General features: G+C 58.0%; 16 protein-coding genes and 2 tRNA genes. 2 read left to right on the forward strand and 16 right to left on the reverse strand.

Features of this window, described 5'->3' with window-relative positions:
- Positions 1-26: 26 nt before the first annotated feature.
- From ACAM_RS02305 to ACAM_RS02355, 11 genes are all read right to left on the reverse strand, one after another.
- Positions 27-716: a HEPN domain-containing protein gene (locus ACAM_RS02305; protein ID WP_148706348.1), complete on the reverse strand. Its 690-nt coding sequence runs from the start codon at positions 714-716 to the stop codon at positions 27-29.
- Between the two features lie 20 nt (positions 717-736).
- On the reverse strand, positions 737-949 hold the full coding sequence (locus ACAM_RS02310) for a hypothetical protein (RefSeq protein ID WP_022541199.1): 213 nt from the start codon (positions 947-949) through the stop codon (positions 737-739).
- Between the two features lie 88 nt (positions 950-1,037).
- Positions 1,038-2,075 (reverse strand): hypothetical protein, encoded by a 1,038-nt coding sequence (locus tag ACAM_RS02315; protein WP_148706349.1) that lies wholly within the window; start codon positions 2,073-2,075, stop codon positions 1,038-1,040.
- 1 nt (position 2,076) lies between these two features.
- A complete protein-coding gene (locus ACAM_RS02320; protein WP_148706350.1) occupies positions 2,077-2,403 on the reverse strand; it encodes a hypothetical protein in 327 nt (108 codons plus the stop codon).
- Positions 2,324-2,689 carry a hypothetical protein gene (locus ACAM_RS02325; RefSeq protein ID WP_022541202.1) on the reverse strand — a complete coding sequence of 122 codons (366 nt, stop codon included), beginning with the start codon at positions 2,687-2,689 and terminating at the stop codon, positions 2,324-2,326. Before ACAM_RS02325 ends, ACAM_RS02320 begins: the two co-directional genes overlap by 80 nt.
- 3 nt (positions 2,690-2,692) lie before the next feature.
- Complete coding sequence (locus ACAM_RS02330; protein ID WP_022541203.1) at positions 2,693-3,940, reverse strand: site-specific integrase; 1,248 nt, start codon at positions 3,938-3,940, stop codon at positions 2,693-2,695.
- 218 nt (positions 3,941-4,158) lie between these two features.
- Positions 4,159-4,235, reverse strand: a tRNA-Asn gene (locus ACAM_RS02335).
- 49 nt (positions 4,236-4,284) lie between these two features.
- Positions 4,285-4,659 (reverse strand): hypothetical protein, encoded by a 375-nt coding sequence (locus ACAM_RS02340; protein WP_022541204.1) that lies wholly within the window; start codon positions 4,657-4,659, stop codon positions 4,285-4,287.
- Between the two features lie 104 nt (positions 4,660-4,763).
- Positions 4,764-4,874 (reverse strand) — tRNA-Trp (locus ACAM_RS02345).
- A 189-nt stretch (positions 4,875-5,063) separates the two neighbouring features.
- Positions 5,064-5,582 carry an NUDIX hydrolase gene (locus ACAM_RS02350; RefSeq protein WP_062662401.1) on the reverse strand — a complete coding sequence of 173 codons (519 nt, stop codon included), beginning with the start codon at positions 5,580-5,582 and terminating at the stop codon, positions 5,064-5,066.
- A complete protein-coding gene (locus ACAM_RS02355; protein ID WP_022541206.1) occupies positions 5,555-6,091 on the reverse strand; it encodes a trehalose-phosphatase in 537 nt (178 codons plus the stop codon). The genes ACAM_RS02350 and ACAM_RS02355 overlap by 28 nt, the downstream gene beginning before the upstream one ends.
- Before the next feature lie 138 nt (positions 6,092-6,229).
- Between ACAM_RS02355 and ACAM_RS02360 the strand changes: the two genes are divergently transcribed.
- Entirely contained in the window at positions 6,230-6,460 is a 231-nt protein-coding gene (locus ACAM_RS02360) for a hypothetical protein (RefSeq protein WP_022541207.1), read from the forward strand.
- Complete coding sequence (locus tag ACAM_RS02365) at positions 6,457-7,212, forward strand: molybdenum cofactor biosynthesis protein (protein ID WP_148706351.1); 756 nt, start codon at positions 6,457-6,459, stop codon at positions 7,210-7,212. The genes ACAM_RS02360 and ACAM_RS02365 overlap by 4 nt, the downstream gene beginning before the upstream one ends.
- Here ACAM_RS02365 and ACAM_RS02370 read toward each other — a convergent pair.
- From ACAM_RS02370 to ACAM_RS02390, 5 genes are all read right to left on the reverse strand, one after another.
- Positions 7,172-7,597: a hypothetical protein gene (locus ACAM_RS02370; protein WP_022541209.1), complete on the reverse strand. Its 426-nt coding sequence runs from the start codon at positions 7,595-7,597 to the stop codon at positions 7,172-7,174. The genes ACAM_RS02365 and ACAM_RS02370 overlap by 41 nt on opposite strands.
- Positions 7,598-7,688: 91 nt before the next feature.
- A complete protein-coding gene (locus ACAM_RS02375) occupies positions 7,689-8,258 on the reverse strand; it encodes a vWA domain-containing protein (protein WP_022541210.1) in 570 nt (189 codons plus the stop codon).
- Positions 8,251-9,027 carry a ribbon-helix-helix domain-containing protein gene (locus tag ACAM_RS02380; RefSeq protein WP_022541211.1) on the reverse strand — a complete coding sequence of 259 codons (777 nt, stop codon included), beginning with the start codon at positions 9,025-9,027 and terminating at the stop codon, positions 8,251-8,253. Before ACAM_RS02380 ends, ACAM_RS02375 begins: the two co-directional genes overlap by 8 nt.
- 127 nt (positions 9,028-9,154) lie before the next feature.
- Complete coding sequence (locus ACAM_RS02385) at positions 9,155-13,150, reverse strand: S8 family serine peptidase (protein WP_022541212.1); 3,996 nt, start codon at positions 13,148-13,150, stop codon at positions 9,155-9,157.
- A 246-nt stretch (positions 13,151-13,396) separates the two neighbouring features.
- Complete coding sequence (locus tag ACAM_RS02390) at positions 13,397-18,262, reverse strand: methyl-accepting chemotaxis protein (RefSeq protein WP_158318581.1); 4,866 nt, start codon at positions 18,260-18,262, stop codon at positions 13,397-13,399.
- Positions 18,263-18,418: the final 156 nt, after the last annotated feature.

Raw genomic sequence — 18,418 nt, forward strand, 5'->3', positions numbered from 1 at the left:
ATGATAAAATATTATTTCATACTAGCTCAGCTGGGATTTATAAGCTCGCCTATATTCCTTTTCACCTCTTTGAGTATACTATTTATACATTGATTTAGATCGCCTAATACTTTTTTTGCCTCTGACTCGTCAGCTTCGTGGAAGATCCTATTTCGAGCATTATATATTTTATAGAATTTAGTATTTTTGTCTACGCAGGAATCACTTGAGATTGCTCCTTCGAAGAGTTCTTGGCATAAATCTTTTATCGAGAGGCAGATACACTCTTTGTGACTGACTCTCTGTTTAGAGCCACATACACAGTTGGGATTAGCCTTTAACCCATGATGATATCCATAAAAGCATTTCCACGCCTCTAACATGATCCAGGCATGGATAAATTTGTCCACATCATCATAAGCCTTTATGAAATAACCATAAAATCTAGCAGCTCGTTTGAGGTGCTCAAGCAATTTTTTATCGCCAGGCATAACCATGCTCGAGAGTGCCTTCCTGATCGAACCACTAATCCTAACATTGACATTATCCGATTTAATAGCAAACTTAGCTTCACCAGATGCAGAAACAGAATCATATACATTCCAATATACATGCTTCTTTACAGGCTTCCTACCGTTCTTCACAATTTTTTCAGTAATACTCACATTCACATTATATGTGTCTGGGTAGTACCCTAGTATACCATCTGCTAACAACCGCAGCACAATCTTCTCCAATACCCCTTTTAATTGCTCCTCTACCTTTTTTCATCAAATTTATTCAAATCCTTATCCTCAAACTCACAGGCAAACACCAATATTAACCGCGGCGGACCTTTCTCGTAAGAGGGCGTAATCTTACACAAAAACTCCCCTATCTTAACATCCTTTAAAACATCCTCATCCGTAAACTTAATCTCCTCATACTCATTTGTCAACGGTATATACGCTCTAGCCTCAAACCTAGGCAAACAAACCACCCAAAACAACCTAATACCTAAACCCCGGTTTAAATCCAAAACAACCCCAGTGAGACGGGGTTTTAAAACCCGTGGTGTCTCAGTCTGAGGCTAGTCGTTTTGCCGCCTTCTTTATTTGCTGCCAGGCTTTGAGCCATGTGTCTACGTCTTCTAGCCTCGGTTTTAGTGGCGGGTTTGATAGGGTTGCCTCTATCTTCCACCTGTTGTTGTGTGGGTGGTGCTTGTCCCTGTACATTTTAACTATGGACACTCCTAGGCGGTCTAGGCCGGGCTCGTCCCCCCGGGTCTCCGCCAGCTCTATCTGGCTTACCCTCTCCACGCCTCTGAGGGTCGCTATTATGAGGGCCTCCGTCAGGGGTATGGCCCTGCCGTGGTCCTTCTTACTCCAGACTGTAATGTGCTTGCCGAGGCTGTTGTAGCCCTTGAAGTTCTCCACAACCACATTACTCCGGGCCAGGGGGCCGGAGAGCCAGTAAACCCCGCCCTCAAACCCTACGAGACCCCTGGCGGCCAGGCGCCGGAGGGCCTGCCACACCCGGTTCTTATACCTCTCCCTATTCGCCAGCGAGGGCTCAAGCCCAGCCAAGGTAAGGTACTCGTTCACTATAGAGGAGAACCGGGCCCTACCGCTCAAGCTGTTCAAAGCAGCCAAGACCAGAAGCTGGGTTCTCCCCAGCTTCACAACCCTCCCCTCCAAGACAGGCTCGGGCAGGAACAGGAGCCCCCCCGGGGGAGCGGGCCTAAGACCCAACACGGTATCGTCTTCACCCGTTGAGACGCGTCTTCGGCTTGTCTCAAATTGAGACACGCTAACTGAGACAACCCGGCGACGCCGAGAGCATAGAGACGCAAGCCTCTCCCACCTATCCAGGAGCCTCTGAACCCTCTTCTGAGCAGTCCTAGGATCGAGACTAGGCCAGAGCATCCTCCCAATCCTGTAGGAGCCCAAACCCCTGAGTGCATACCTCGCGATCTCACCTAGAAGAAACCTCTCTTCACTGCTCAAAGGCAGCCGCGTTAGAGAACAGGTATTGAGAAGCCTCTCAACACGTTCTCTAACTCTCTCCCCGGCCCGCCCCCGAACCTTCGAGGCTACCCGGGGGCGGGCCACAGCCACTCTAGCCCACCTTCCCGCGCTTCTCGTATATGCTGACGTGGCCGTTCTCGTTGGCGAACAGCTCCACCACAGTGTCATCCTCGAGGATTATGGTTATGTGGTAGCCGTCGCAGAGGAACATGTGCTTCAGATCCTCGAGGATATCGGCGGTACGGTGCTCCTCGTTATCACACCAGTTCAGCCTGACGCGCCTGATCCTCCTCCCAGACAGGCTGGAGAGCCTATCGCCAAGAGAACTCCCCCATACCTCACCCCTCCTCGTGCTCGTCTGTCTCCTCCACGATCTCCGCCCAGCAGTCCGGGTCGTCCGGCCGCCAGACCCTCGCAAACCAGCCTCTCCCGTAAAGCCGGATTAGGAGATCGACGTCCTCTCCGTCGAGCACGCAGCTCCGCCTGATTTTATAGTCGAGCCCGCACATCCTGGCGATGCCCAGCCCGTACCCCACATCGAAGCTACGCGGCGTGTGCAGGCCAGGCAGTAGCTCCCCCTCTACCTCCAGCCACTCGAAGCCATACCCAGGCAGGCCAGGCACGTCAACAGCCTTACCAGGCTCTTTGAGGGCCCTCCTAGCAGCCTCACACAACCTATCTAGCAGCTCCTCAATCTCCAACAACCCTCAGTCACCCTCCGAGGAGAGGCACGAAATCCTACTCATAGCAGCGTCGTACTTACGGCGTAGATCCTCTAGTATGTCGAGCTGTAGGTAGTGGGCCTGCACCACGTCTCTCGAGGCGTGGCCAGTCAGGACGTCGACCTCAAGTTTGCTCAGGTGCAGGGCCAGATGCGTCGTCACCCTGTGCCGTATAGTTCTCAGCTGGAACCTGCGGCCTAGAGCCCGGTCCATCACGTTGTAGATGTGCTCTCGCAGCCTCTTCGGCTTCACAGGTATGAAGCGCCGCCTTAGCTCCTCCTGACCCTTGACCTGGGTTTCCAGCCATACCTCCCTCCAGGGGAGATAAACCTCCCTCAGGTAGGCCGCCGCGGCCTCCGGTATAAACGAGAAGAAGTCCCTCTTGTACTTCCTGTCGCTCCACGGAGCCACAACCCTCCTATCAAGGTCGACCTTATCGAAGGGTATAGTGTAAAGCGTCTCAATCCTCAGCCCGCTGAGCGTGAGGTAGAGGAGGGCCTTGGCCGGGGGCCACTCGGCTGCCTCGAGCACCCTGCATACCACATCCCACCCCGGCGCCTCCGTCCTCCTACTCCGGGCCCTGAACCTGGGAAGCCTCTGGTAGAGATCGTGATCCTGAAGTATCTCCCTAGTGAATAATCTAACGCTCTCAGCCATCTTCTGAGCAGCCTTAGGGCTCCTGGAAGCCTCATCCAGCAACGCCCTCCTAACGAGCCCCGGAGACAGGACCCAACCAGTAGAGTCTAGCAGCCTCCTGAGGTAGATCCTGTGGCTCTGCCACTGCTTGTAGCTTAGGGTGCCAGCCTCCCGCCTAGAATCCAGGTATGCAAGCCACTCCTCCAAATGCGCCTCAGTCACCTTCACAGCCCTACCAGCCAGCCCCAGCCTCTCAAGCTCCGACTCCAGCGTGTCTAAAAGAACCTTCGCGCTGGCTGGGTTTGCCTTCGCCCATTCCAATACCAGCCTTACAATCCTGTCAACATCATAGGCTCGAATCCTCGAGTAGTCCACAAACTGGGCGAAATAGCCCACTTGACCCAGGTCATCGTCGCTGGCAGCCTCTAATAGCTTTTCGAGTATCTGGTCTGGTACTGGGCGTAAGCCCCTCCGCATCTGGTAGAAGTAGGCCCTGGAGACCCCCAGGTCTCTCGGCTTCACCCTTCCCTTCTCGGCGAGAAGGTTAAGGAGCGCCCTTCTAGCCTCCTGTGGCACGTCCTTGGGCTCGGGGAGCACCTCTACTCCCTCACTGCCCTCTGGCTCAGAGGTAGTGGCCCTCTCGCCAGCGAGAATACTGCTTGGAGCGCCGGTACTATTCTTGCTATACGCTTCCATGAGGCCGAGGGCGTATAACAACCGTATAGCAGATTGAGTTTCCGATTGACTCTCTGGAGTTTGAGGTGGTTGAGGATGTGGTCGAATTTGATTAGTTGAGATGTTTCCAGGATGGTTTCTGGCGCCGGGGAGGGGACTTGAACCCCCGACCACCGGGTTAACAGCCCGGCGCTCTACCTAGCTGAGCTACCCCGGCACCCGCCTTATCTCTATCTCATCTCGTGGCTTTAACGGTTTCCGCCTGGCTAGCCGCTGGCTAGGGAGAGGGCGTTCATCACGAACTCGTACATGCCATCCTTCTTCAGCCCCCTCTCCATCCTGTAGAGCTGCTCCGGGGCGACTCCGTATCTCCTGGCAACCTTGTATGGGGGCTCGCCGCGGCCCCGGGCGTAGAGGAGTAGTATCAGGCTCCTTATAGCGCCTGGGTGGGAGAGCCTTCTCCTGAAGCTATAGTGGTTTATGGCCTCCTCCAGGATCCTGGTTATAGGGTAGCTGTCCACCATCCACTCCACGACCTCCCTGGGGAGACGTATCTCCTTAGGCTTTCCCAGCCCGTAGACGACGATAACCTCTTCAGACTTTACCTCAAAAATCCTGGTGACAAAGTTGCCCCGCCCCAACAGCAGGCCCACCTCCATGTTAGAAGCCCACTCCCAAGAGGAATATCTATGTGGGGGCCACCCGCGAGGGTGGCTGGGTAGGAGCCCCTCCACACGGGGGGGTGTGGTGGGCCCGGGGGGATTTGAACCCCCGACCTACGGGTCTGGAGCCTCGGCCTCCCGCTAGTGGGGGCCTATGCGGGGTCCGCCGCTCTGCCTGGCTGAGCTACGGGCCCTCCCCCAGTGGTTTATAGTTTGTTTCCTGCTGCGGCTTAAAATCGATTGGCATAGCCTCTACATGCAGTGTCCGGGGTGGGCCTTGGCCTGCGGGCCTTGTCATCACAGCCCCCAGGCTTGTGGGGGCTCGTGACCCGGGTTCTCCGTCTACGCCTCTGTAGGGCGTTTTGGCCATCGGCCCCGGTTTCCTATGTTTGGTGTTGTGGGGTGTTGAGCTTTACCTCTCCATCCTGTATCATTGCTAGGAGGCGTCTTAGGATCCTGTAGGTTGCACCCCATAGTATGAGGCCTCCGGGTAGTCTGAGGCCCTCGACTATCCCCCTGTATGGGTGTCTGACTGGGGTTGGTGTTGCTGCTGCTATGTGTAGCGGGGCCCATATGGCGGCGTCTACCTCCTCCTCCCCGGGCCTGGGCTCCGCGGGGCCCCGGAGCTCAGCTATGACTATGTATATCCTCCTCCCCGCTGTTAGCGTTTTCTCGCAGCAGTAGGATGCCAGGGGTTTCGCGGCTGCGGGGGGTATGCGGGCCTCCTCCCAGGCCTCCCTCAGGGCGGTCTCCAGGGGCGTCTCACCCGCCTCCACACCGCCACCCGGGAGGGCTAGGTCGCATGCCCAGGGGCTGCCTGGGGCGCACCTCTTCCTAACAAGCAACACCCTCGTGGGCCTGCCCCAGAGTAGGGCTAGCACTGAGGAGTCCGCCCTTCCCACCGTAGCCACCCGGCGTCTAGTGTGCAGGGCTCCGCTGGCCTGCCCTTGAGGACCTCGCAGCCCTGGGGGGTGTGTAGCACTAGGGTCTCGGCCCGCCTCCTCAGCGCCTCAAGGACGTAGGGGTTGTCGTCGTGCACCTCCCCCACACACCCCTCCCTGGCCTCAATCTGCATTATGCTCTCCAGCTTGTGGTCCACCTCCCCGACGCCACTCCTCCTGAGGAGTATCCCCCTGACGCCGGCGAGGGGGATGCACCACTCCCTCAGCAGCCTCTTTATGAGCCCCTCCTCCCTATCCGGCCTGCCAGAAACTATATACACCCTGTAGCCCCTCCCGATAAGCCTCCTAGCAAGCACGACCCCCAGGGGCCTCTGCCTAACCTCCCCCCCGCTGGTCTCGGCGAGGACTCCGTCGAAGTCGAATACAACGACCCCACAACCCCCGGGGGGCGGCCCTCCGTGGAGTAACCTCTCCCCATGCACATCGTCGGGTGAAACCAGAGACTTCACAGGAGCCGCCCCCTGTTAACGTTGATGGCAGGCGGCGGGCTTAGATAATCCCCCGCCGGGGCTATATGCCCCATGTTAATAGCGCCGGGGCGCAATTATAGTGTTATGGCCTAGATGCTTCGGCGGGTGCTCGGCCCTATGCCCAAGTGTATTGTGTGCGGCAGGTTCTTCCACGAGGGGCAGGGCGTCACTATAAAGATTCCTGGCGGGCTCCTCGAGTTCCATAGTTCTAGGTGTGCTCAGAGGTTTCTCAGGATGCTTCTTGAGGATAGGGGGTCGGAGTGTGTGGTGAGGGAGGCTCTGGAGCTGGCTAGGGATTTGAGGTCCTCGCTAGAGAGGCTTGAGGAGGGGAGGGCGAAGGCGATATGAGCGGGGGTTGGGTGGAGCTTAGGCTCTACACTATACTCAGGGACGCTGCGGGTTCGGAGGCGGTAAGGATACCTTGTCCCCCGGGTGGTTTGACCCTGGGGGAGGCCCTGAGGGAGGCTGCCAGAGCCTCTGGGGGGCTTGGCAGGGCTCTGGAGACCATTTCCTGGGAGGTCTACGGTCTGCTGGACGATGGGTCGAGGCTCTCGCTGGAGGATAGGGTGGGCTGCGGCTCCAGGGTTCACGTCATACCCCCTCCGAGCGGTGGGGAGGGGGGTGTGGTTGTTGAGGCGAGGCTGCTGAAGCCCGGTGAGAGTGTTGATATAGCGGGGCTGGTGGCTAGGGCGGCCTCCGCCTCGCCCGCCAACGGTGCTGTGGCGGTTTTCGTGGGCACGGTGAAGGCCGTTGTAGGGGGTGTCAGGGTCGAGAAGCTCTTCTACGAGGCGGCTGAGGATGTTGCGGCCAGGGTTATAGAGTCTATACTTAGAGAGGAGGCAGCCGCCAACGGGCTTTCGGCAGCGATAGTGTACCACTACACGGGGGAGAGGAGGCCGGGGGAGACTACTATAGTTGCGGTTGTGGCCGGCGCCTCCCGGGGGAACGTCTATCCGGGGCTCCAGAGGGTTGTGGACAGGGTTAAGAGGGAGGCCCCCATCTGGAAGGTCGAGTACAGGGAGAGGGGTGTCAAGGCCTATATACTGGGGGATAGGGTGGTCACCCTCTCCGGCCCCGAGCCCCGGTCTCGAGCATCTTAGCCAGCATCCTGCCAACGTTCATCTGAGGCCTGTAGAGCAGCACACCATCCTCCTCCACGCCCACCTGCCCCGCCCACCCGGGGAGCTTGGCCTTTGAGACGGCCAGCACACTCTCGAGGCCGGCGGACCGGAGTAGGTTGAACGCTATGGACAGGGGGGTTTTGGGCCTTGCAGCCGCCGTCCAGAGTATGAGGACGAGGGGCCTGTAGAGCACGTCCCTGTACTCCGACGCCATGTGGAACGCCTCCGCCGCGCCCAGCACTGGCTCGGGCCGGCCGGGGAGGCTGGGTATCTCTTCGAAGCTGGCCAGAGCCCCCTGGGGGCGGGGTGTGGGGTCTAGGAGTGGGGTTGACCATTCGTGGTAGAACACCACGCCGACGAGCACGTCCCCGGGGAGGTCCTCTGCGGCTGCCAGAACGGCCCTGTGGAGCCTGGTGTCGCCCCTCCTGGGCTTGTCCAGGGCTATTATGAGGTCTCTAAGCCTGGCCTCCCGCAGCCCTGGCCACCCCCACGGCGGCCCTCATATCCTCCCCCTCCCCCGTCACTATGTAGACGCGGCCACCCGTCCTGGAGGCAGCCTCCTCCACGCTCCTCCTAACCACATCCCCGGGCTGGCCGCCAACTATTATGAAGTGGAGCCTCACACCCATGTTCAGGGCGTATATGGCGGCTAGGGGTATCGGTATGCCCGTGTTGAAGCCGCCGTCGCTCACCAGAACCACATGCCTCTCCCTTCCGCTTCCCCTGAGCATCTTGACAGACTCCACTATCCCATCCCCCCCGGCTGACCCCTCCCCGATGGCCTTCAGCAGGGTTAGGGAGTCGAGAACCCTCCTGTAGTTGTCGGTGGAGGGTAGTATGGGGAAGGCCCTGTCGTGGAAGCCCACTATGCCTACTCTGGAGCCGGGCCTCGAGAGTATGCGGGAGCTTGCCATGGCTATTATGCCGCTGGAAACCTTAAGCTTGCTCCCGCCCAGGTTGCCCGCCGCCCTGGCCATGCTCTTAGAGAGGTCTACAGCCCAGACCACGTCGTAGCCCCTAATCAACCCCCCACGCCTCTAGGGCACTCCTTGGTATGAGGAGTGGTATGGCCCTGGCGGACATTACTATTTCGGGCAGGCTAGCGGGGGGCTCTCCCACGCTCCTGATGTACATGGTCACCAGGCTTAGGCTGCTCCTCGCCTCCACACCCATCTCCCTCGCCTTCTGCCTCAGCCTGTAGTCGTCGGAGAGGAGGACGGCGCCCTCCCTGGCGGAGTATGACAGGACCGCGGCCTCGAGAGGCGTGGCTAGCATGTCCCTCGGCTCCTCCTCCGGCACCCTTATATCGGCCAGCGCCAGCCCGTCCACCGGCCTGAACCCCCTCCTTATCCTCCACGCGTCGAGGAGGTGGAGCTGGCTCTCTATAGCGGAGGGCGCCTCGAAGACATAGCCCTCGGAGGAGAGGTGGCTGAGGAGGTCTGCGAGGCCGCTGGAGTAGAGTGTGTACGCCGTGAGGGCGTCGACCACCAGCACCCCCGACCTGGGGGCCTCGTAGTCCTCGGGCACCACAGCCCCTATGCTCGGGGTCACCCCCCTCTCGAGCAGGTAGTCTATGAAGCCCCTGAAAGTCTCGTCGGCGAACTCAGCGGCGTAGTGGAGGGTTGAGCCCCTTGAGACGTAGAGCTCGAGGGCCAGGCTCCTGAGGTCCAGGCTCTGGAGCATGCTCCTCACAGCCTCCCTCACAGCCTCGGCGACGCTGGCGTACAGCCCCATCTCCGCAAGCCTCCTCAGCTTCCTCTCCAGGATGCCGCCTATCTCTATGGTAACCACCAAGCCGGCAACCCCCCAGGAGGGGCCTCCACTAGCCTGTTGAACCTGGGCGGGTTAAAAAGAGAGTTCCTGTATGGAGCGGGGGTATTCGTTAAAAAAGCATTGTAATAAAGGATTTCCCCCGTGTCGGCTAGCCTAGGGGTGCTGTTGCTGTGAACGCCCCCGGCACCCTCATGATAATGAACTTGTATGGGCCGTAGTCGAAGCCTATGTCGTAGCTTCTGGCGAGCGGTGTGAAGAGGGCTATGGAGACCTCGGTCTCACCCTGGTAGGTGAACGTAACCTCCACCACGTGGGTGTTGCCGAAGCCCAGCCTCTGCGGTGTTACTGTGGCGCCCTCGATGCTGGCGTAGACCTGGGCGTAGCTTACCAGGGCTGTGCCTGTTATTGTAAACCTTACTGTTACCTCCTCCCCCTCCTGAGGCTCTCCGAGGACCTCGCTCACCACCCTGACAGGCCTGAGCTCGACTGTGAAGGTCTCGGGGAACTCTGTTGAGGCGTCTATTATGCTGTTCCTCACTACCACCCAGTATGGCGTTCCGGCTTCAAACACTGGCGCCAGCACTACTGTCTTGGTCTTGGAGGGGGTCTCGTAGTAGGGGACCAGGCCGCCCCCTCCGAGGGCTCCTCCGTGGTAGGCCATCTTCGCCGCTACGACGCTGCCGTAGAGGTACGCAATGTCCTCCTCCGTGTCGGCGGCTAGGTAGTTGTAGCCTGGGCCTCCGACGGCCACGTCTATGGCCGTGGCGGGGCTCTGCCACTCAACAGCAACCACAACAGCCCTGACTGTTGGGTCTTCGAAGACCACTGGGAACGTCCTCCAGTCGCCGCTCTCGTACCTCCAGCTCCAGTCGAACTTGCCGCTGACCGCGTACTGCCTGTAGGGTGCCTCCTCGGTGAAGCCTCCGAAGTCTATCACGCCGGACTCGCTGTCAACGACGGCGGCCACAGGGACTGAGACGGGCACCAGGGTCTTGCCGCCATCGCTGTATACTATCTCGATATAGTACTGGTAGACCCCCGGCGAGGCGTCCTCTGGAACCTGTATCGCCACCTCCGCCTCAACACCCTCGGGAGTGACCGTGGTGCTGCTCAGGCTCACGCTCAACTCGCTGGCAGGCAGCCTGTGTAGGAACTCTGTCTCGAGCCTGAGAGGCAGCTCTATCTGCTGGCCTATGAGGCCGTAGACGTTGAACAGCACCCTTAGGTCCAGCACAGGCACGGCGTCTTCGGGAGCCACCTCTATGCCCCACCTCTCCGCGAGCCACATAGCAACCTCCTCAGCCTGGGACTCAGGGTTGCCTATCTCGACGTGAAGTGTATTGGCATACCTTATGTCGTAGTTCACCCTAGCGGTCTCGCCCAGTGTTATAGTGCCGTCGCCGTCCAGGTCGAAGCCCAGGTGGAACTCGGCCCCGAGTATCAGGTAGGGTAGGCCTGGAGAGGGGCCGTAGGTCCTCTCCGGGTCCATTAGGCTGTAGGGGAAGCTGACTATTATCTCGTTCTCGTATTCGAGGGGCTTTGCCAGGCCCTGGAGGTACTCCTGCTTCATAGGCACTATTATCCTCCTCTCGTCGCCCTGGAGTAGGAGGGTTAGTGTGGAGCCGTCCTCGCCCACGCCCGCCAGCCTCTCCGAGAGCGGCACCGTGGAGCCGTCGGCCAGTATGACGTAGGCATTATCCAGGTCGAGGTAGTCTAGCAGCCCTTTCCTGACAACGTGGAACCAGTAAGCTTTTACAGCGGCGACCTCAGCCTCTCCCGATAGGGTCTTCAGCGTTAGGCTCTCAACCGCTGTCTCGCCAGGCTTCACCACTCCGGTGTATATCTGGGTGTCTTCAACCGGGTTTGGCGCCAGGAACTGGTAGCTGTAGCCGGAGAGGAGGCCGTAGACGTTGTCGTAGACGCTTGTCGAGAGGGCTATGGGCACTCCACCCTCGAGGACCGCCTTCACAGCCCTGTAGACGTCGACCTGTCCAGAGCCCTGTGTGAAGGCGTCTGCCCCCGTGTCCCTGGCCGTGCTCTTGAGTATAGCCTTGACCAGGCCCGGGCTGGGCTTGGATCCGAAGGCCTGCTGGTAGGCGCTTATCACCAGGGCGACGCTGCCCGAGGTCATGGGTGTAGCCTCGCTGGTTCCGCCGAAGAGGTCGTAGGCCCAGGAGCCGTCTCCCAGCCCGACCAGCACTGGGGCGCCCGCCCAGGCGAAGCTGCCTATGTTGACTACGTCTGGCTTGGCAACCCCCATCTGGCTGGGCCCCCTGTCGCTCCAGCTGACAACGTCGCCTCCAGGCGATGGTAGGTAGCCGTAGAGGGGTCTGTAGTCGAAGAGGGTGCTGGCGCCAACGCTTATTACTAGGCTTGCTGCTCCTGGGGTGGTTGCAGTTCCATAGCCGGGGCCTCCGTTGCCCATGGCGTGTACTATCACCGTGCCGCTGGCGGATACTATGTAGTCCTCTATTGTGGCGTAGTCGTCGGCACCGGTTATGAAGCCCCTCAGGGCTATGTAGCTGTTGCCCCAGCTGTTGTTTATAACGTCCACCTGGTGCTCCCCGGTGTAGACCCAGTTCAGCGGGCTGTCCTGGGGCTCGAAGCCGGAGAGGAATAGCTGGGCGACGAACACGTTTATGAGGAAGCTGCCTCCAGCAGCTATGGTAGCCCCGGGTGCCACGCCCCTAAGGCTAGTCTCCATGTATCCCAGGTTGAACTCCACGTTGCCCCTCGAAGCTATGACCGTCGCTACGCTTGTGCCGTGGGCGTAGGTGTCGTAGAGTATCGACACCCACCTGCCCTGGGGGTCAAGGCCGGGTAGCACCAGGCCAGCGTAGTCGAAGCCGAGCCTCCAGCCGAGGTTCACGCTCTCTCCCGTTAGAAGCCCTACCCAGTCGAACGTCCAGCCTGCCAGGGCGCCTGCGCTGAAGTCGTTCACACCATCGCCGTTGAAGTCTCTAGCCAGGACCTCGTTGCCGTAGTATGCTGGCGCCTCGTCGGCGAAGCTTAGGTCGAAGAGGCTATCGTCGGGCTCCCCGCTTATCATGCCTGTGTCGCTGAGGGCCTTGAGGAATAGGTAGTAGGCTGTGCTGAGGTCTGCGTAGACGGTGTCGTAGCTGCCGTCGCCATCCCCGTCCGCCAGCAGGACGGGAAGGGAGTAGTTTAGTATGCCCAGGGAGCCGTAGAGTATGAAGGTGGTCTGGACGGCGAGGCCGAACTTGAACACTCCGTTAGCCGACTCTACGTCTCCCACGTAGAACCTGTCTATGGGGAACTCATAGTAGGCCACCGCCCCGTCGGGGCTTATGTAGAGTAGCCAGCCCGCCTCCGCCTCCCCGGCACCCATGAAGAAGAGGTCTATGAAGGGTACTGGGGTGGAGACGTTGACATAGCCCTCCTCATCCTTCACAGCCTCGGCCAGGGTAAGGGCGAAGCCCAGCTGGTCCGCATCGAATATAAGCGGCATGCCGTCGCTATCCCTAGCTATAGCCTCGACCCCCAGATCGCTGTGGCCGTAGTCCACACCGGTATCTACAACACCTACTTTCACACCCTCCCCTGTGACGCCGAACTCCTCCCAAACCCTCGAGGCTCCTATAACGTCGACAGCAGCGTAGAGCGTGGGCTCGACCCCCGGCTCTGGCTGGAGCCTTTCGAGAAGCTCCTTCTCCCTCAATATGCTCGACACTGGGCTCCTCGACTTGACAACCGCCGCCACGCCCTCCATGCCGGCCAACTTCTCTACGCTCTCCCTGTCGGCCCACGCCTCTATTACCCACTTGCCACCCACGTTAAGCCCGAATATGGCGCCGTCTGTTAGGGCTGCCACCTCCTCAGGGTTCGTGCCGAGATATATGATAGTGACCTTCGCCTGCCCCTCTCTGAGGGGCTCGAGCCCAGAGGCGAGCCTGTGCTCCCTAAGCTTGGCAATCATGCTGGAAAGCTCTGGGGTGTAGGCTACATCAACCGGCGTTTCATAGCCCTCCTGCGTTAGCAGCACCGGGTCTACGTAGGCCTTAGGCTCCGGTGCTGTAGGCGAGGAGGCGAGGGCAGGTGAAGGTGCTAGGGGGATTACCATTATCAGGATCAGAATTGCGGCGGCCAGCCGGAAGGCCAGCCTCCCAGGTTTATAGGTGTACACGTCAACCCACCCTAGAATAGTTGGCTGTGATAATAAGTCTAGCCAGAAGGATTTTAAAGATTACCCGAAGTTTATAACGTATATACTATTCTCCTAAAGATAAGTATAATCAAAAACCCGCTCCCACGGTTCGGTAGGGAGTTCCTATTGTAGGGTAAACTGGGTAAACTATAGAGGAAGAAACGGGTTTAGAGGTTTAAAAAGAAGGTGGGGAAATGTTTTGGGTGGCGCTCTAGCCTACCCTGGCTATTCTCTCCTTGTTAGCTGCAGCACTAGGTAGCCCGCTACCCCTAGGACTGCTAGGGAGAGGACTGCGTTGATTATGCCCCAGGTCTGTGCTCTGCCGCTCGCGCTCTCGGCCGTGTCTCCTACCTGTCCTAGCTGCTCCTGTATGTCTGCGACCGCGCTGCTCACGCTGTCCACCTTGCTGGATATGCTGTCTAGCTTGCCGTTTGCATCGTCTAGCTTGCTGGATATCGTGCTGGTGTCCTGCTTCACGCTGGCCACATCTCCAGCCACGCTGGCTAGGGTTGACTGTATGTCGGTTATCTTCGAGGTGTCGTCCTGCACTGCTGCCAGGGTCTGGGCTATCGCCTCAGCCTGGGCCGCGAGCTGTGCGTTCTGGTCGGATATTGTTAATAGGTCCTCCATAACCTGGTCTAGCTTGACGTTCACGCCGTTCTCTATCAGGTCCTTGATTGTGGAGACGTCGGCCGTCAGGGTGCCGAAGGACGTTGTTATGGTTGCGAGTAGCTGGTTGTTCTCCTGTACTATACCAGTTATCTCGGCGTTAGCCTGCACCAGGTCCTCCACGTTTGCGCTAACCGTTCCGAGAACTGTCTGTATCTCGGCCACGCCCTCCGAGACGCTGGTTATCTTGGCGTCCAGCATGTCGAGACTCTCCAGTATCATGGCCTGCCCGTCGAGCACTAGGGCCACGTTGTCCTCGACAGCCTGTATCACCGCGTCCGTGCTATCGGCCACCAGCGTCTGGAGGTCCTGGACGCTCACCAGTATGGTGCCCGCGATGGTCTTTATCTCCGCCACATCGCCCTGGATCGTTGTCAGCGTCGCGTTCATGCTCTCAAGCAGCTCCAGTATCGTCGCCACATCGCCCTGGATAGTGGCGACGCCGTTGGATATCTCGGCCAGTCCGCTGTCTATGTCGTCGAGCCTCATAGTTATCTCCTCACCGGTCTCCTGCAGCAGCTCGGCTAGGCTGTCCACGCTGGCCTGGAGCTGGCCCACGCTTGTCAGCAGCTCGGCCACTCCGTTCTCGATGTTCTCTAGAGTCATGCTCATGTCCTCTAGCTGAAGCATTATCGTCGAGACGTCGTCACTCACAGCCAGCAGTATATCTCTAACCTCCGCCACATCATCTCCCAGCTCGGCTATAGCCTCCAGCACCTGCATATTCCCGAGGGCCACGCTAGCCTTTACAAAGCCAAGATCGTAGAACACTTCACTTTCGTAGTCGCTTCTTATTGGGAATACAAACTGTATATCAGTTATATTGTCAGAGTCACTGTCAGCAGCCTCACTCATCTGAACTACTATCTTGTCTATAGTCATGATTAGATACTCGCCTGAGAGCCTGTCGTCGTAGTTGGGTATTGGTACCCTGAATGTTGCCCCAACTAGATTGCTGCCTTCGAATTCGAATGCAGTAGCCACCCCCACTGTCGCGAATTCGAAGTTCTTCTCTCCCTCTTCATCCACACTCCAGAACGATACTTCTATGCCAATGCTAGTCACAGTCCATCCTGCCACATTTATCGGGTCCCAGCCGCTAACGGTAATGGTCATGCTGGAAGCTGGTATTAGTGTTGAGGGGAATATGCCTATCGACAACCCTTCATCCGTAGTTACTGGTATAACACCTCCTAAGTATGTCGTGGATCCAGATGCCGGGACTAGCAGGACGTAGTTGTCTGAGATGGCCCTTAGCTCTCCGGTCTCTACATCAAATATGCCGACAATGGCGAGGGTGTATACAGGGAGGTATATAGTGGTTGGTATGCTGTAGCTACCTCCTCCTATGTAGCCCTCAAGGTCCGCCTGGAAGGGTTCTGATTCGAACGTCTGGCCGAACACAAGATCTGTTAGCGGCTCGAGGGTTGCCGGGTCTAGAAGGACCGCCTTATACCATCCCCTATCTCTCAGGCCGTACGCCTCTATAGCAACCTCAACCTCTGTTCCAAGAGGTACTGCCTCTATAATACTCCCTCCGCCGATCTCAACTTCTTCCCAGTTCTCCATTAGCACGACGTTGAAAGTCTCAAGGTATTCTGGGTCGTTGCTGAATATGTGTAGGGTGTGGGTTGTCGCTGGTGTCATAAACTCGTCTACCACGAACATCATTGCACCCGTGTCGTCTGTCTCACTAAGCTCGTAGACACCCGTGTCGGGGTCTGGAGTAACCGATATACTTGTGTCTGTGTCGACGTCGAACCTACCCGGATAGGATGTTGGTGAAGTTATAGTTGGAGATGTCACGTATATGTTTGCTAGCGAGTCGAAGTTTATTGCCGCGAATATAACGCCTCCAGTGCCCGCGTCTATCTCCTCGCTGTCCGGGTATACCCATATTATGTCGGGGCTTCCGTCTGGGTCGCTCACAACCAGGAAGTAGAAGTCATAGTTGGGGAACACCTCGTCGTTGAACGGGTCAACTAGCGTCGGGTAGTATGGATACAGGAAGTACAGTATATCCTCGAATGGCCTGTCGAAGGTTTCGAGGAAGTTGAAGCCCTGGGCCTCTATGCCCAGCGGGTATACTCCCGTCCTCCTGGGTGCCTTCTCCTCCACCTCATAGCTCACTCCTCCTCCGAAGTCTTCCTTGGTAAACGTCACCACCTCGTCTCCGATCAGGAGCTCGTACTCTAGGTTGGGCACTATACCGTCGTTGTCCTCCGCAACTATGACTAGCTTCGACGTGGAATCGGGGTCGAGGTTGTCTCCCGGTAGGACGGTGCTGTAGCCCACGTCGCCTACGTCCGAGCCGGAGCTGATCTCATAGTATAGCTCTATGTCCAGCAGCTCAGGAACCCTGTACATTAGCTCGAAGTCGGCTCCCGTGGAGTCTTTCACCACTCCGCTGTCAGCTCCTGTTATTGTGAGGGTTATGTCCTGGTAGATGCTCTCGAGCTCGGGGGCGCTGTGGACGTAGACTGCCTGGCCTAGGGCGTCAGCCACACCGAAGTCGGAGTCGGTGTAGAGAGTTACACCATCGTTCTCCGCCTCAATGTCTACCGTGAACACCTCCTCAGGCTCGAGGCCACATATACTTATGACAAACTGGGTGCCGTTTGCAGCCCACTCCATACCACCGGCCCTGAAGTAGAAGCCGGTGCCCATGCTAACCTCGTAGCTAGCCCATGGCACTATGTTAACATAGTCCTCTGAGTCGAAGTTTATGTTATCGTAGAAGCTTCCTCTGTTGGCGACAGCCGTGAAGGTATAGTCTTCGGTGGTTCCTCCTACTCCTGGTATCGGGGGTGATATTATTTCGAGGACTCCCACGCCGAAGCTGTTGGTCTCTACCGTGCCCAGCTTGAACGGGCCTAGGTAGATGTCTACGTCAGCCCTCGCCATAGTGTTGAATATGATAACCGTTATTGTGCTGAGGCACGGGTATAGGTCTAGCGGCGCAGTGTCGCTTGTTAGAGGCTGGCCGTCAATATAGACTGCTATCCCGCTGTCTCCGTAGAGGACGTCGCCAGGGGGTACGTCAGCCCTGCTGGCTATGAGGGATGCCACGAATCTTATATCGTTATAGCCGTCACCGTCGCTGTCGAGCGGTACTTCAGTATCCGGCTCGAGATCGTGCTCCCACGCTATAGTGCTGGCATCGTCTTCCTCCCAGAGGTAGATGTCCATCGCGCCCCTGTCCAGAGGCATTATAGAGTCTTCGAGCTCCACAGGCAACTCTATGCTGCCAAGGCTGCTGGTGAACTCGGGGCCGCCTACCAGGTGGTAGGCGTCCTCAGGATCGACAGTCGGGTCTACGAACTGGTTCACGAGCCACGCAGCCTCCACGTTATCGTCTCCGTCGAAGTCTACTCCAATCCTAGTATCCATCGGCAGGCCGGTTATCTCGAGAGTAATATCCTCGCCCGCAACACCCTCCACTATGAACGGGCCGTTAACCAGCTTCGGCTCTATGAATATCGGCATGAAAGTCAGTGTCACCCAATCCTCGCCCGCGTATGTGAAGTAGATTGCAGCTATAACCAGGTGAATCCCCATGGGCAGCTCGTCGGGCAGCTCTATCTCGCCCAGGTAGACTCCGCCGAAGGGCTCCGCGGAGCCCCTGTATGGAGAGCTTACCCAGTCCAGGAAGATATCTACCCTATCAACATTAGGCGGCAGGTTGTCGACTACGAAATCGACAGTGTCTCCTGGCTGGTAGACGGGAATGTACCTGTCTACAGAGCTTACAGTTACCGTTGCTATGTCTATCGTTAGCGTGTCGAAATCAACGTCTATGAACTTGGTCGTGTCTATAACAGGCAGGGTTCCGAGCGTGTAGACTACCGGGTGAGCATCGCCAGCTACTATATCCTCCACCCTAAAGGGCACCGCAATACCGTCAGTGGCGCCAGCCTCCCTTACCACCAGGTTATACCATCCCTCGGTTACATTACTCGTGTCTATGTTCGAATCATCCAGAACCACCGTGGGCGGGGTCTCTATGCTGGGGTTCTCAGCCCAGCCCCCCCTAATGGGCTTCAGCCCGTCGTTCTCGGCGTAGAGGTTTATCGGGCTCGCCGCCGTCAGATAGCTCGGATCCCCGTCCTTCAACGTTATTATATCTCCCGTGCTGGCTACCTCGCCCTTAACCAGGGCGAACTCTAGGGTGGCCGTGTCATCGAATCCTTCCCCGAGGATGGTGAACACCACGGCAAGGCCAACCATTCCTAAGAAGGGACCGGATGGGCCAGCAATCTGGTTTATGTCTATCATCAGGGTCTCCCTGACACCGAGATCCACTGTCTGCGTGGGCATTATGTCCTGCGCAGCCTGGGCTATCGGCAGGAGCGTTGGCAGTGTGAAGAGCGCCACCATCAAAACCGCTATAGCCATGTTTACGAGTCTCACGTCTATACTCACCCTCTAAGGGGCCGTGGATATCTGGCCCAGGCCGGGTTTATAAGGGTTACTGGCCCCCCGGAAACCCTTAGACCCCCGGGGAAACCCGGGGGAAACCCGGGGGGGCTGGTGTCGCCCAGGCCTCTCCAGGCTTCTCCGGTTTTAGGGTGGGGTTCA

Origin of the sequence: Aeropyrum camini SY1 = JCM 12091 (assembly GCF_000591035.1) — an archaeon.
Lineage (GTDB): Archaea > Thermoproteota > Thermoprotei_A > Sulfolobales > Acidilobaceae > Aeropyrum > Aeropyrum camini.

Excerpts from the sequence above, each read along its gene's own strand:
- ACAM_RS02365 (WP_148706351.1), top strand. The coding sequence starts at position 6,457 with ATGAGCGGGGGTTGGGTGGAGCTTAGGCTCTACACTATACTCAGGGAC.
- ACAM_RS02360 (WP_022541207.1), top strand. The coding sequence starts at position 6,230 with ATGCCCAAGTGTATTGTGTGCGGCAGGTTCTTCCACGAGGGGCAGGGC.